The 13,537-nt window shown below is 51.7% G+C and carries 13 protein-coding genes, 2 rRNA genes, 1 other RNA gene, 1 pseudogene and 1 other annotated feature; of the genes and pseudogenes, 14 read left to right on the top strand and 3 right to left on the bottom strand.

Translation table 11 applies throughout. The annotated features are described in order from the left end of the window. Positions 1-97, top strand: a 5S ribosomal RNA gene (rrf, locus tag T260_RS1000000138345); the annotation flags it as partial. Between the two features lie 44 nt (positions 98-141). Here rrf and T260_RS123855 read toward each other — a convergent pair. Then, a complete protein-coding gene (locus tag T260_RS123855; protein ID WP_012820422.1) occupies positions 142-1,119 on the bottom strand; it encodes a YaaC family protein in 978 nt (325 codons plus the stop codon). Positions 1,120-1,244: 125 nt separating this feature from the next. On the opposite strand from T260_RS123855, the gene guaB reads away from it, so the two are divergent. From guaB to serS, 5 genes are all read left to right on the top strand, one after another. Beyond that, a complete protein-coding gene (gene guaB, locus T260_RS123860) occupies positions 1,245-2,711 on the top strand; it encodes an IMP dehydrogenase (RefSeq protein ID WP_011229525.1) in 1,467 nt (488 codons plus the stop codon). Positions 2,712-2,815: 104 nt separating this feature from the next. After that, positions 2,816-4,174: a serine hydrolase gene (locus T260_RS123865; RefSeq protein ID WP_011229526.1), complete on the top strand. Its 1,359-nt coding sequence runs from the start codon at positions 2,816-2,818 to the stop codon at positions 4,172-4,174. A 130-nt stretch (positions 4,175-4,304) separates the two neighbouring features. Next, positions 4,305-5,189, top strand: a complete 885-nt coding sequence (gene pdxS, locus T260_RS123870; protein ID WP_011229527.1) for a pyridoxal 5'-phosphate synthase lyase subunit PdxS — start codon at positions 4,305-4,307, stop codon at positions 5,187-5,189. 24 nt (positions 5,190-5,213) lie between these two features. Continuing rightward, complete coding sequence (gene pdxT, locus T260_RS123875) at positions 5,214-5,804, top strand: pyridoxal 5'-phosphate synthase glutaminase subunit PdxT (RefSeq protein ID WP_011229528.1); 591 nt, start codon at positions 5,214-5,216, stop codon at positions 5,802-5,804. Between the two features lie 9 nt (positions 5,805-5,813). Next, positions 5,814-6,034: a binding site (T-box leader), on the top strand. Positions 6,035-6,088: 54 nt separating this feature from the next. Beyond that, positions 6,089-7,363, top strand: coding sequence for a serine--tRNA ligase (serS, locus tag T260_RS123880; protein WP_011229529.1), 1,275 nt, complete (start codon positions 6,089-6,091; stop codon positions 7,361-7,363). Positions 7,364-7,584: 221 nt separating this feature from the next. Here serS and T260_RS1000000140840 read toward each other — a convergent pair. Together T260_RS1000000140840 and T260_RS123885 are read right to left on the bottom strand one after the other, a co-directional pair. Next, positions 7,585-7,692: pseudogene (locus tag T260_RS1000000140840) on the bottom strand (hypothetical protein); the annotation flags it as partial. 9 nt (positions 7,693-7,701) lie between these two features. After that, positions 7,702-8,988 (bottom strand): glycoside hydrolase family 18 protein, encoded by a 1,287-nt coding sequence (locus T260_RS123885; protein ID WP_014194557.1) that lies wholly within the window; start codon positions 8,986-8,988, stop codon positions 7,702-7,704. An 85-nt stretch (positions 8,989-9,073) separates the two neighbouring features. Between T260_RS123885 and tadA the strand changes: the two genes are divergently transcribed. The 8 genes from tadA to T260_RS123920 form a co-directional block, all read left to right on the top strand. After that, positions 9,074-9,571 (top strand): tRNA adenosine(34) deaminase TadA, encoded by a 498-nt coding sequence (gene tadA, locus T260_RS123890; protein ID WP_011229532.1) that lies wholly within the window; start codon positions 9,074-9,076, stop codon positions 9,569-9,571. 38 nt (positions 9,572-9,609) lie between these two features. Continuing rightward, positions 9,610-9,874: signal recognition particle sRNA large type (ffs, locus tag T260_RS1000000139145), an RNA gene on the top strand. A gap of 117 nt (positions 9,875-9,991) precedes the next feature. Beyond that, the gene (dnaX, locus tag T260_RS123895; RefSeq protein ID WP_014194558.1) at positions 9,992-11,674 is read left to right on the top strand and encodes a DNA polymerase III subunit gamma/tau; all 1,683 of its coding nucleotides are present in this window, start codon (positions 9,992-9,994) and stop codon (positions 11,672-11,674) included. A gap of 26 nt (positions 11,675-11,700) precedes the next feature. Beyond that, positions 11,701-12,024, top strand: coding sequence for a YbaB/EbfC family nucleoid-associated protein (locus T260_RS123900; RefSeq protein WP_020279743.1), 324 nt, complete (start codon positions 11,701-11,703; stop codon positions 12,022-12,024). A 9-nt stretch (positions 12,025-12,033) separates the two neighbouring features. Next, positions 12,034-12,630 (top strand): recombination mediator RecR, encoded by a 597-nt coding sequence (recR, locus tag T260_RS123905; RefSeq protein ID WP_011229535.1) that lies wholly within the window; start codon positions 12,034-12,036, stop codon positions 12,628-12,630. A gap of 23 nt (positions 12,631-12,653) precedes the next feature. Next, positions 12,654-12,878, top strand: coding sequence for a YaaL family protein (locus tag T260_RS123910; RefSeq protein ID WP_012820427.1), 225 nt, complete (start codon positions 12,654-12,656; stop codon positions 12,876-12,878). Between the two features lie 78 nt (positions 12,879-12,956). Then, positions 12,957-13,220 (top strand): pro-sigmaK processing inhibitor BofA family protein, encoded by a 264-nt coding sequence (locus T260_RS123915; protein WP_011229537.1) that lies wholly within the window; start codon positions 12,957-12,959, stop codon positions 13,218-13,220. Positions 13,221-13,466: 246 nt separating this feature from the next. Beyond that, positions 13,467-13,537: ribosomal RNA gene (locus tag T260_RS123920) — 16S ribosomal RNA — on the top strand; the annotation flags it as partial.

Raw genomic sequence — 13,537 nt, 5'->3', positions numbered from 1 at the left:
GGAAACACCCGTTCCCATCCCGAACACGGAAGTTAAGCCCTCCAGCGCCGATGGTAGTTGGGGCCAGCGCCCCTGCAAGAGTAGGTCGTTGCTAGGCGAAAATCCCCTGCTGTATATACAGCAGGGGATTTTTGATTTGATTCAACCCAAAAATTTCCGCATTAAGTATTCATGAAGCAGCAACGGCACTTTTTCCGCCGACACGGAGAGAAACTCAAGAATAAAAGTGTATGCCTTGCTTGGGTAAGAATGGAGAAGCTCGCTCCACCATTCCGTCTCATAGCGCGAAATCATGCTCAAGTTATACAGCAACAAGTAATGGGCGTGTATTTCTGGAAGCGAGAATGTTTTCTCTTTCTTGACTGGAATTCGGAGTGTACCGTCAAGATGGAATAAAAACGGACCTTCTCCGGCCGGCGACAGCGGCGATTCTATATGAAAATACAGAAATTCTCCTTCTTCTTTGGCGAACGAAAGCCGCTTTCCTTGTCCTTCTTCACAGAGATATTGGACAAAGCGGGACAACGACATATGGTAGTGGTCCAAAATCACTTTTGGGATGGCGAGCATCGGCGGCGAAGCAGTATGTACAACAGGCAAGGATAACGGTTTTTTTCGCCCGCTTAGAAGAAAAAACGTTTCATGCAACTCGCCAATTCGTTGCAACAGCGTGCCCATGCGAAATTTTTCCCCAGCTTCTTGTTTCACATGAAACATTTTTTCAGAAAAATGTGCGAATAAACCGTTTTTTTGTATTTTCACTTCATCATCTAAAAATTCGTAGCCCTGTTTTTTTCGTTTTCTTGCTGATACACCATGGGCCAAGACCGATGTTGATTCCGGGTAGTCGGGGTCGACAGTGAGCAGGCATGCTTTTAAGAGCTGCACCATGCCGTAAAACAAGAGAACTGGCTTGATGGACAGCGGCGCCTGCTGGGCAGCGGCGTAAAAGTTTTGCCCGTGTTCCAGATAATATAAAAATGGGTAACAGTTTGCATAACTGCGTTGGACGGCGTCATCCCGCTGCAGCTGTTGATAGCATTGCCGCAAAAATTGCTGCGCAGTATCGGCCGAGCGGAAAACAGAAAGGCGAAACAGTTGACCGTGATTTCCGAACATTTTTACCCCCCTTACATAGAATTGTCTTGAAATAACTGAAAAGTTGGACATTTTCTTGATTCCTTGACAGTAGTTTAACCAGTTGTTAAGCTACTAATAATATTTCCGGACAAGGGGGAGAAAACATGTGGGAAGCGAAATTCGCCAAGGAAGGATTGACGTTTGATGACGTTCTTCTCATCCCAGCGAAGTCGGACGTATTGCCGCGCGATGTTGATGTAACCACGAAGTTGAGCGATACGCTGCAGTTGAACATCCCGATTCTCAGCGCTGGGATGGATACGGTCACCGAAGCGGAGATGGCAATTGCGATGGCGCGTCAGGGAGGCCTTGGCATCATTCACAAAAATATGTCGATCGAACAGCAGGCCGAGCAGGTCGACAAGGTGAAACGGTCGGAACGAGGCGTCATTACGGACCCGTTTTTCCTAACGCCGGATCATCAAGTGTATGATGCAGAACACTTAATGAGTAAATATCGGATCTCGGGGGTGCCGATCGTCAACAACCCCGAGGAGCAAAAATTGGTCGGCATTATTACGAACCGTGACTTGCGTTTCATTCAAGACTATTCGATTAAAATTTCCGAGGTAATGACGAAGGAAAACTTGATCACTGCTCCGGTGGGGACAACGTTGGAGGAAGCAGAGAAAATTTTGCAGCGACACAAGGTCGAAAAACTGCCTCTTGTTGATGAAAACGGTGTGCTGAAGGGATTAATTACGATCAAGGATATTGAAAAGGTCATTGAGTTCCCGAATTCGGCGAAAGATGCGAAAGGGAGGCTGATTGTCGGGGCGGCCGTCGGGGTGACGGCGGACACGATGATTCGCGTCAAAAAGCTTGTTGAGGCAGGGGTTGATGTCATTGTCGTTGACACGGCGCACGGCCATTCGAAAGGCGTCCTAGAGACGGTGGCCAACATCCGACGCCAATACCCGGACTTGAACATCATCGCCGGCAATGTCGCGACAGCTGAAGGGACGCGCGACTTGATTGAGGCTGGGGCGAACATTATTAAAGTCGGAATCGGTCCGGGGTCAATCTGCACGACCCGGGTTGTCGCCGGGGTTGGTGTGCCGCAAATTACGGCGATCTACGACTGTGCGACTGAGGCGCGCAAACATGGCGTCCCGATCATCGCTGACGGCGGGATCAAATATTCCGGCGACATTGTGAAGGCGATCGCGGCTGGGGCGCATGCGGTTATGCTCGGCAGCTTGCTTGCTGGTGTTTCCGAAAGCCCGGGTGAGACGGAAATTTACCAAGGCCGCCGCTTTAAGGTGTACCGGGGCATGGGATCGGTCGCAGCCATGGAGCGCGGCAGCAAAGACCGCTATTTTCAAGAAGATGCGAAAAAGTTTGTCCCGGAAGGCATCGAGGGACGCGTTCCATACAAAGGGCCGCTTGCCGACACGATTTATCAGCTTGTCGGTGGGTTGCGTGCCGGCATGGGTTATTGTGGAACCCGCAATTTGGAAGAGCTGCGCGAAAAAACGCAGTTTATCCGCATGACGAGCGCGGGGCTTCGTGAAAGCCATCCGCATGACGTGCAAATTACGAAAGAAGCGCCGAACTACTCTGCTTTTTGATCGGAGTTGCGCCGATCGGCTCAACTTTGACGGAGACATGTCCTCCGTCTATTTTTTTGGCCGACGGTATGTTACAATAACGGTTGTGTGAGGAGGGTGTCATTGTGAGGAGGAGAAAACAAAACTGGTTGTTTTGGTTGCTGTCGATTTGCCTTTGTTTAACGTTTGGTCCGTTTCAACAGACGGTGAAGGCGGAAAGCGCCCCGCTTGACATCCGGGCGGACGCTGCGATTTTAGTGGATGCACAAACGGGAAGAATTTTGTATGAAAAAAATATCGATACGGTGCTTGGGATTGCCAGCATGACGAAAATGATGACCGAGTATTTGCTTCTTGACGCCATTAAGGCGAAGCGCGTCAAATGGGATCAAATGTACACGCCAAGCGATTACGTGTACCGGCTGTCGCAAGACCGGGCGCTGTCCAATGTCCCGTTGCGAAAAGATGGCAAGTATACGGTGCGTGAGCTGTACGAGGCAATGGCCATTTATTCGGCGAACGGGGCAACGGTCGCGATTGCTGAGATCATCGCTGGATCGGAGAAAAATTTTGTGAAAATGATGAACGACAAAGCGAAAGAGCTTGGGCTGAAAGATTATAAGTTTGTCAATGCCACAGGGTTGAGCAATAAGGATTTAAAAGGATTCCATCCAGAAGGGACAAGCACAAATGAGGAAAACGTCATGTCCGCACGTGCGATGGCGATGCTTGCCTACCGGTTGCTGAAAGATCATCCCGAAGTGCTGAAAACAGCGAGCATTCCTCATAAAGTATTCCGGGAAGGAACAAAAGATGAAATCAAAATGGACAACTGGAATTGGATGCTGCCTGGGCTTGTGTACGGATACGAAGGTGTAGACGGGTTGAAAACCGGCTATACGGAATTTGCCGGCAACTGTTTCACCGGGACGGCGAAACGAAACGGCGTCCGCTTGATTTCGGTTGTCATGAACGCGAAAGATGCGAGTGGGAAAACAACAAAAGAGGCGCGCTTTAAAGAGACAGAAAAACTATTTAACTACGGATTCAACCAATACTCCCTCGAGACGCTTTATCCAAAAGGGTACCAGCTGAAAGGAAAAGAAACACTTCCGGTCGTGAAAGGGAAAGAAAAAGAGGTTCGTGTCGCGACAGGAAAGAATCTGGATCTGCTTGTGAAAAACGGCGAGGAAAAACAATACAAACCTGTATATGTGTTGGACAAGAAAAAAATGACAAAAGAAGGAAAGCTAGTCGCCCCTTTGAAAAAAGGGGAAACAGTTGGATATATGACGCTCGAATATAAAGGGGACGACTCCCTTGCCTTCTTAAGCCCAGACATGCAAAAAAACATCCGTGTGCCGCTTGTCACAACAGCTGAAGTCGAAAAAGCCAATTGGTTTGTTCTTTCGATGCGCGCGGTCGGCGGACTGTTTGTTGATTTATGGACAAGCGTCGCCAAAACAGTGAAAGGCTGGCTGTAAAATCGACTCCCCTTGATGGGGAGCTTTTTTCCATTGTGATTTTTGTAAAAATTGAGGTAAAATAAAACAGTGGAATCGTCCTTTTGCATGCCTCGCAAAGCATAAGGATTAGGAATAGGGGGAATCAACGTTGGCATTGACAGGTACGGACCGCGTCAAACGCGGCATGGCGGAAATGCAAAAAGGCGGCGTCATCATGGACGTCGTGAACGCAGAACAGGCGAAAATCGCTGAAGCGGCAGGGGCTGTCGCGGTTATGGCGCTCGAGCGCGTCCCGGCGGACATTCGCGCCGCTGGCGGTGTCGCGCGCATGGCCGACCCGACGGTGATCGAAGAAGTGATGAACGCCGTTTCGATCCCAGTCATGGCGAAAGTGCGGATCGGTCACTATGTTGAGGCGCGTGTCTTAGAGGCGCTTGGTGTCGACTACATTGACGAAAGCGAAGTATTAACGCCGGCTGATGAGGAGTTCCATATTGACAAACGGCAGTTTACCGTTCCATTTGTGTGCGGTTGCCGCGATTTAGGGGAAGCGGCGCGCCGCATTGCAGAAGGGGCATCGATGTTGCGGACGAAAGGAGAGCCGGGGACAGGCAACATCGTTGAGGCCGTGCGCCATATGCGCAAAGTGAACGCGCAAATTCGCAAAGTCGTCAACATGAGCGAAGATGAGCTTGTCGCTGAGGCGAAACAGCTCGGGGCTCCGGTTGAGGTGCTGCGCGAGATCAAGCGGCTTGGCCGCCTGCCGGTCGTCAACTTTGCCGCCGGCGGTGTCGCGACACCGGCTGACGCTGCCTTGATGATGCACTTGGGTGCGGACGGTGTCTTTGTTGGGTCTGGCATTTTCAAATCGGAAAATCCGGAAAAATACGCGCGCGCGATCGTAGAGGCGACGACTCATTACGAAGACTATGAATTGATCGCACACTTGTCGAAAGGATTGGGCGGCGCGATGCGCGGCATCGATATCGCGACATTGTTGCCGGAGCACCGGATGCAAGAACGCGGCTGGTAAGCTAAATAAAGGAGCAAAGCAACGATGAAAATAGGTGTACTTGGACTGCAAGGAGCTGTGCGGGAGCATGTTCGCGCCATTGAGGCGTGCGGCGCCGAGGCGGTCATCGTGAAAAAGCCGGAGCAGCTTGAAGGGTTGGACGGTCTTGTGCTGCCGGGCGGCGAAAGCACAACGATGCGGCGGCTCATCGACCGCTATGGGCTGATGGAGCCGCTCAAGCAATTTGCCGCTGCCGGCAAGCCGATGTTCGGCACGTGCGCCGGACTCATTTTGCTGGCGAAGCGAATTGTCGGCTATGACGAGCCACATTTAGGATTAATGGACATTACAGTCGAGCGGAACTCGTTCGGTCGGCAGCGGGAAAGCTTTGAGGCGGAGCTGTCGATTAAAGGCGTCGGCGATGGCTTTGTCGGCGTCTTCATCCGCGCTCCGCATATCGTGGAGGCCGGGGACGGGGTCGATGTCTTGGCGACATACAATGACCGCATTGTCGCCGCTCGACAAGGACAGTTTCTTGGCTGCTCGTTCCACCCAGAGCTGACCGACGATCATCGATTGATGCAATACTTCCTCAACATGGTCAAAGAAGCGAAAATGGCGTCAAGCCTCAAGTAAAGTGATCAAGCGAAAGCGATGAGAGGAACGAGTAGCGGGATGCCTTCCTTATCAGAGAGCCGGTGGGCGGTGCGAACCGGCAGGGAGCTCCTGTGAATCCATCCTCGAGCAAAACGTTGAACGCCCAAAGGGCCAGTAGGCGTTTTCGGCCGCCGCCGTTAACGGCAAAAGGGGAAGGCATAGCAAGCCTTCAATAAGGGTGGCACCGCGGGATGGCTCCCGTCCCTTTTTTGGGACGGGGGCTTTTTTATGTATAATATTGAATGGAAAAGGAGGTAAAAGCCATGCTGGATGTGAAAATATTGCGCACCCAGTTTGAAGAAGTGAAAGAAAAACTAATGCAGCGCGGCGGGGATTTGACGAACATCGACCGCTTTGAACAATTGGACAAAGACCGCCGCCGCTTGATCGCGGAAGTCGAAGAGCTGAAAAGCAAGCGCAACGATGTGTCGCAGCAAATCGCTGTCCTAAAGCGCGAGAAAAAGGACGCCGAGCCGCTGATTGCCCAAATGCGCGAAGTCGGTGACCGCATTAAACGGATGGATGAACAAATTCGCCAGCTTGAGGCGGAACTCGACGACTTGTTGTTGTCAATTCCAAACGTGCCGCACGAATCAGTGCCGATCGGCCAATCAGAAGAGGACAATGTGGAAGTGCGGAGATGGGGAGAGCCGCGTTCGTTTTCCTTTGAGCCGAAGCCGCATTGGGAAATCGCCGATCGGCTCGGTTTGCTCGACTTTGAGCGAGCCGCCAAAGTGGCGGGAAGCCGATTTGTCTTTTATAAAGGGTTAGGAGCGCGGCTTGAGCGGGCGCTCATCAACTTTATGCTTGACATCCATCTCGATGAATTCGGTTACGAAGAAGTGTTGCCGCCATATTTAGTGAACCGGGCGAGCATGATCGGAACCGGACAGTTGCCGAAATTTGCCGAGGATGCGTTCCATTTGGACAGCGAAGATTATTTCCTCATTCCGACCGCTGAGGTGCCGGTGACGAACCTGCACCGCGACGAAATTTTGGCCGCAGATGATTTGCCGATTTACTATGCGGCCTACAGCGCCTGCTTCCGCGCGGAAGCCGGGTCGGCCGGCCGCGACACGAGAGGGCTGATCCGTCAGCATCAGTTCAATAAAGTCGAGCTGGTAAAGTTCGTAAAGCCGGAGGACTCGTACGATGAATTGGAAAAGCTGACGCGCCAGGCAGAGACGATTTTGCAACGGCTCGGGCTTCCGTACCGCGTTGTCGCCTTGTGCACCGGAGACCTTGGATTCTCGGCGGCGAAAACGTACGATATTGAAGTTTGGCTGCCAAGTTACGGAACGTACCGGGAAATTTCGTCGTGCAGCAACTTTGAGGCGTTTCAAGCGCGCCGTGCCAACATCCGCTTCCGTCGGGATCCAAAAGCGAAACCGGAGTACGTGCATACATTAAACGGTTCGGGGCTAGCCATTGGGCGGACGGTCGCCGCCATTTTGGAAAACTACCAGCAAGAAGACGGCTCGGTCATCGTTCCGGAAGCGCTTCGTCCTTACATGGGGAATCGGGACGTCATTCGCTGAAAAAAAGGTGCTTGAGGCAAATCGTTGGTTGACTTTTCCCGACTGCCGTGTTATAGTGAATGACGTTGGCAATGAGGAACAAGAAGTCTTGTTCTTGGCCAAGACGATGATGAAGAGGACTGACGCGCATAAGAGGAGATTGTCATCTGAAACGGCTGACCGCCGAAAGCCGTTTCCCATCATAAAAAAACCCGCCGTTGACCGGCGGGGTTTTTTTGCCTTTATTTTTTTACAACAGTAAATTGATCAGCGATCAGCAGCCAGTTTTGTGGAAAATCAATGCCAAGTTTCCAATAGCTGACCCCGCGCAAACCAAGTTCCTTCACGAGATNATGCCTTTATTTTTTTACAACAGTAAATTGATCAGCGATCAGCAGCCAGTTTTGTGGAAAATCAATGCCAAGTTTCCAATAGCTGACCCCGCGCAAACCAAGTTCCTTCACGAGATTAAATTTTGCTTGAATGGAGCGGGCGTCCTCAAACCATACTTCATGCTCGCGTCCGTTTTCGTCGCGATAGCGAAAATGCGGTGCCTGCGCCTCCGTATCGTATTCGATGGCAACGTTATACTTTGCGGCGAGGGCGATGGCTTGCTGCGGGCTGATGGCCTGGGCGTACGGGCCGCCGGGTACATATGGCAGCGTCCAGTCGTAGCCATACAAGTTTTGCCCCATCAAAATTTTTCCGGCTGGCATTTCAGAGATGGCGTACTCGAGAACGCGGCGGACCGGACCGATCGGGGACACCGGCATCGGCGGCCCGCCGCTGTAGCCCCATTCATACGTCATGATCACGACAAAGTCGACAATTTGTCCATGGGCGCGGTAGTCGTGTGCTTCGTACCAACGTCCGCGCTGGGTCGCGCTCGTTTTCGGCGCTAAGGCGGTCGACATCATCCACCCTTCTCGTGCAAACCGCCGTTTCGCTTTGCGCAAAAACGCATTATACGCCTCACGGTCTTCCGGGCGCAAATATTCAAAATCAAAATGGATGTCGCGGAAGCCATACCGTCTAGCGGTCGCGACAATGTTGTCGAGCAGACGATTTTGCAGCGTTTCGTTTGTTAACATAAGCGCGCCGAGCTCGTCGCTGAACTGCCCGTTTTCAATGTTGGCGACAACCATAACGAGCGTGACGCGGTTGGCGCGGGCAATATCCGGAAAGTCGTCAAGCGGCGGCTCTTGCAATGTCGCGTCGCGTCGGATCGCAAAATAAAAAGGACTCAAATAAGTCAAATACGGAGCGGCTTCGCGAGCGCTCGCCTCCAGCGCTGGGCTGACAGTCGCGCCGCGCGGTTCAATATAGGCGTTAAACTCCGCTCTTCGCTTGGCGCCGGGCGGTATATAAAGCCGCTGCCCGACCTTAAGCGGAGCGTTTAAGGAGAGGCGATTCACTTCGGCAAGCCGCTGCATCGGAATCGAAAATCGGCGTGCAATCGACCATAACGTGTCGCCGCGCTGCACCCAGTAAAAACGACCGACGATCGGGATCACGAGCGCCTGGCCGACAACGAGTTTATCAGGGTTTGGAAGCTTGTTGGCCCGGACAATGTCTTCCGCCGTGGTCCCGTATGCCTCAGCAATTCCACTTAACGTTTGTCCACTCTGCACTACGTGGATTTGCATACTTGACCTCCTAGTTGCGTCTTTATTCTCCATATTCTATGATGAAAAGAAAGGAGAAATGACCGTTTGTGTGAAGGGGTATACGATGAACACCGACGAGTACTACATGCGATTGGCAATGGAAGAAGCAAAAAAAGCGGAGCAGATCGGCGAAGTGCCGATCGGCGCTGTCATCGTTCAAGACGGCCGCGTCATCGCCCGCGCTCATAATTTGCGGGAAACCGAACAACGCGCCATCGCTCATGCAGAAATTTTGGCAATCGATGAAGCATGCCGGGCAACCGGTTCATGGCGGCTTGAGCGGGCGACGTTGTACGTAACGCTTGAGCCGTGCGCCATGTGCGCAGGCGCCATTGTTCTTTCCCGCATCGAACGGGTTGTATTTGGCGCGTTTGACCCAAAGGGAGGGTGCGCTGGGACATTGATGAACTTATTGCAGGAAAGCCGATTTAACCATCAGGTTAAGGTGGTAAGCGGGGTGCTTGCTGACGAGTGCGGTTCGCTGTTGAGCCAATTTTTTCGACGATTGCGCGAACAAAAGAGAAATGTTGGCGGGAGTGCCAACGAAAATTCCGTCGATTGACATTGCATTTTTTCCGCTAACGAGCTATACTGATAGTGCCGTGCTAAGCGGGGAGGTAGCGGTGCCCTGTACTCGCAATCCGCTCTAGCGAGGCTGAATTCCTTCTCGAGGTTAGTCTGTTGCGAGGCCTGTCTCAAGCAAGTGGTGTTGACGTCTGGGTCCCGCGCAATGGGATTCCGTGAACCCTGTCAGGTCCGGAAGGAAGCAGCAGTAAGCGGATGCTCCCATGTGCCGCGGGGACGCCTGGGCTGAGCTAACTGCTTGAGCAACGCTCGGGGCAGCTAATCGACAGAAGGTGCACGGCCTTACATAGCGATAGGGAACAAAACCCACTCATGGCGAGTGGGTTTTTTGTTATTTCAAATTGCAATAGGAAGTTATATAATAGATAGGACGAGAGAAAGAGGAGGGCCGTTTTCCGTGGCATACCAAGCGTTATATCGCGTGTTTCGGCCGCAGCGCTTTGCGGACATGGTCGGCCAAGAACACGTGACCAAGACGTTGCAAAGCGCCCTGCTTCAACATAAAATATCGCACGCTTACTTATTTTCCGGCCCGCGCGGTACAGGAAAAACGAGCGCAGCGAAAATTTTCGCCAAGGCGGTCAACTGTGAACAGGCGCCAGCGGCGGAGCCATGCAATGAGTGTCCAGCTTGCCTCGGCATTACGAATGGAACGGTTCCCGATGTGCTGGAAATTGACGCTGCTTCCAACAACCGCGTCGATGAAATTCGTGATATCCGTGAGAAGGTGAAATTTGCGCCGACGTCGGCCCGCTACAAAGTGTATATCATCGACGAGGTGCATATGCTGTCGATCGGTGCGTTTAACGCGCTGTTGAAAACGTTGGAGGAGCCGCCGAAACACGTCATTTTCATTTTGGCCACGACCGAGCCGCACAAAATTCCGACGACGATCATTTCCCGCTGCCAACGGTTCGATTTTCGCCGCATCCCGCTTCCGGCGATCGTTTCACGGCTAAAGTATGTCGCAAGCGCCCAAGGTGTCGAGGCGTCCGATGAGGCATTGTCCGCCATCGCCCGTGCTGCAGACGGGGGGATGCGCGATGCGCTCAGCTTGCTTGATCAAGCCATTTCGTTCAGCGACGGGAAACTTCGGCTCGACGACGTGCTGGCGATGACCGGGGCTGCATCATTTGCCGCCTTATCGAGCTTCATCGAAGCCATCCACCGCAAAGATACAGCGGCGGTTCTTCAGCAGTTGGAAACGATGATGGCGCAAGGGAAAGATCCGCATCGTTTGGTTGAAGACTTGATTTTGTACTATCGCGATTTATTGCTGTACAAAACCGCTCCCTATGTGGAGGGAGCGATTCAAATTGCTGTCGTTGACGAAGCGTTCACTTCACTGTCGGAAATGATTCCGGTTTCCAATTTATACGAGGCCATCGAGTTGCTGAACAAAAGCCAGCAAGAGATGAAGTGGACAAACCACCCGCGCCTTCTGTTGGAAGTGGCGCTTGTGAAACTTTGCCATCCATCAGCCGCCGCCCCGTCGCTGTCGGCTTCCGAGTTGGAACCGTTGATAAAGCGGATTGAAACGCTGGAGGCGGAATTGCGGCGCCTGAAGGAACAACCGCCTGCTGCCCCTCCGTCGACCGCCGCGCCGGTGAAAAAACTGTCCAAACCGATGAAAACGGGGGGATATAAAGCCCCGGTTGGCCGCATTTACGAGCTGTTGAAACAGGCGACGCATGAAGATTTAGCTTTGGTGAAAGGATGCTGGGCGGATGTGCTCGACACGTTGAAACGGCAGCATAAAGTGTCGCACGCTGCCTTGCTGCAAGAGAGCGAGCCGGTTGCAGCGAGCGCCTCAGCGTTTGTATTAAAATTCAAATACGAAATCCACTGCAAAATGGCGACCGATCCCACAAGTTCGGTCAAAGAAAACGTCGAAGCGATTTTGTTTGAGCTGACAAACCGCCGCTTTGAAATGGTAGCCATTCCGGAGGGAGAATGGGGAAAAATAAGAGAAGAGTTCATCCGCAATAAGGACGCCATGGTGGAAAAAAGCGAAGAAGATCCGTTAATCGCCGAAGCGAAGCGGCTGTTTGGCGAAGAGCTGATCGAAATTAAAGAATAAACCGTTTAAAGGAGGATGCCAAGATGATGCGTGGCGGAATGGGCAATATGCAAAAAATGTTAAAACAAATGCAAAAAATGCAAAAAGAAATGCAAAAAGCGCAGGAAGAGTTGGCGGAAAAAACGGTGGAAGGCACGGCGGGCGGAGGCATGGTGACCGTTGTCGCTAACGGTCATAAACAAATTTTGGAAGTAAAAATTAAAGAGGAAGTCGTCGACCCAGACGATATTGAAATGCTGCAAGATTTGATTTTGGCAGCGACAAACGATGCGTTGAAAAAAGCGGATGAGTTGGCTAATGAAATGATGGGGCAGTTTACGAAAGGACTTAACATTCCAGGGTTGTTCTAGGGGGGGCGTATGCATTATCCAGAACCGCTATCGAAGTTGATTGACAGTTTTATGAAACTGCCCGGCATCGGCCCGAAAACGGCTGCCCGCCTTGCATTTCATGTGCTGGCGATGAAAGAAGACACCGTGCTTGAGTTTGCCAAAGCGCTCGTTGATGTCAAGCGGCATATTCATTATTGCACGATTTGCGGACATATTACAGATACAGACCCTTGCTACATCTGCAAAGACGAGCGGCGCGACCGGACGACGATTTGCGTTGTTCAGGATCCGAAAGATGTCATCGCCATGGAGAGGATGAAAGAATACAATGGCCTGTACCACGTGTTGCACGGGGCCATCTCGCCGATGGAAGGCATCGGACCGGAAGATATTAAAATCGCCGAGCTGCTCACGCGATTGCAGGATGAGACGGTCCAAGAGGTGATTTTAGCGACCGACCCGAACATCGAGGGAGAGGCAACGGCGATGTACATCTCCCGCCTGTTGAAGCCGACAGGAATCAAAGTCACCCGCATCGCCCATGGCTTGCCGGTCGGCGGCGACTTGGAGTATGCGGACGAAGTGACGTTATCAAAGGCGTTGGAAGGGCGCCGTGAGCTATAGAGAGAAAGAAGGTGGGGATCGGTTTGTTATGGCGGCGAAAGGGGAAACTAAAGAGACAATTTGATGAGAAGTTAATGGCTGAACTACAAAAGGCTAGAACTGAATGGCTTGAGCAGAAACAACTCATCGAAAAAAGCGTCGATCCGTCTCCGGAGGTGCTGAGCGCATTGCAACTCGCTGAGGCCAAATATTTTTTCCTCCTCCGCGAAGCGAAGCACCGCCGCATCACACTTAAGGAAGTGCGTTAACTTCCTTATTTTTTTGTTCTTTTTTCCCCTGTTTCTCATACGTTGGTAGTACAAGCGTGCAAAAAGGGGGTTCAAACGTTGGAGCCGAAAGTCGTCATTACCGTGTTGCTAGCGCTTATCGCCGTTTTGCTTATCGTCGGCGCCCGTCTCAAAGCGCTTCGCCTGATCGGCTACGCTGCTATCCGCCTGATCGTTGGGGCGCTCGCGCTGTTTGTCATCAACGCCATCGGCGGGCATTTTAACATCCATATTCCGATTAACCTCGTCACCTCAATCGTTTGCGGATTTCTTGGCCTCCCTGGAGCGGCAGCGTTAATCGTGATTGACCGATATATTTTGTAGGCATCATTATTCAAGATGCCTTTTATTTTTTTGTTTAAAAGTTATTGACTTTTATATGATAATGCATTATATTAACTAATGTCGCTGTTCATGAAAGATATGTTGACAGCAAATTAAATGATATGTATAATGATAAAAGTGTGCAAGATAAACAAGTTCCTTGAAAACTAAACAAAACGCAAGCGTCATAAGAAAAGCGGAGGCCGCTTTGGCCGAAGCTGGACAATCCGAAAAGCCAATCAACTTTCTTTGGAGAGTTTGATCCTGGCTCAGGACGAACGCTGGCGGCGTGCCTAATACATGCAAGTCGAGCGGGC

This window comes from Geobacillus thermopakistaniensis, from assembly GCF_000498995.1.
Lineage (GTDB): Bacteria > Bacillota > Bacilli > Bacillales > Anoxybacillaceae > Geobacillus > Geobacillus thermoleovorans.
The sequence above is the reverse complement of the archived record's forward strand: the minus strand, read 5'-3'. Positions and strand labels throughout refer to the sequence as shown.

Bases quoted from the DNA above. Each gene is read 5' to 3' on its own strand.
- recR (WP_011229535.1), top strand. From the start codon at position 12,034: ATGCATTATCCAGAACCGCTATCGAAGTTGATTGACAGTTTTATGAAA.
- pdxT (WP_011229528.1), top strand. From the start codon at position 5,214: ATGAAAATAGGTGTACTTGGACTGCAAGGAGCTGTGCGGGAGCATGTT.
- T260_RS123900 (WP_020279743.1), top strand. From the start codon at position 11,701: ATGCGTGGCGGAATGGGCAATATGCAAAAAATGTTAAAACAAATGCAA.
- T260_RS123885 (WP_014194557.1), bottom strand. From the start codon at position 8,988: ATGCAAATCCACGTAGTGCAGAGTGGACAAACGTTAAGTGGAATTGCT.
- T260_RS123855 (WP_012820422.1), bottom strand. From the start codon at position 1,119: ATGTTCGGAAATCACGGTCAACTGTTTCGCCTTTCTGTTTTCCGCTCG.
- tadA (WP_011229532.1), top strand. From the start codon at position 9,074: ATGAACACCGACGAGTACTACATGCGATTGGCAATGGAAGAAGCAAAA.
- serS (WP_011229529.1), top strand. From the start codon at position 6,089: ATGCTGGATGTGAAAATATTGCGCACCCAGTTTGAAGAAGTGAAAGAA.
- guaB (WP_011229525.1), top strand. From the start codon at position 1,245: ATGTGGGAAGCGAAATTCGCCAAGGAAGGATTGACGTTTGATGACGTT.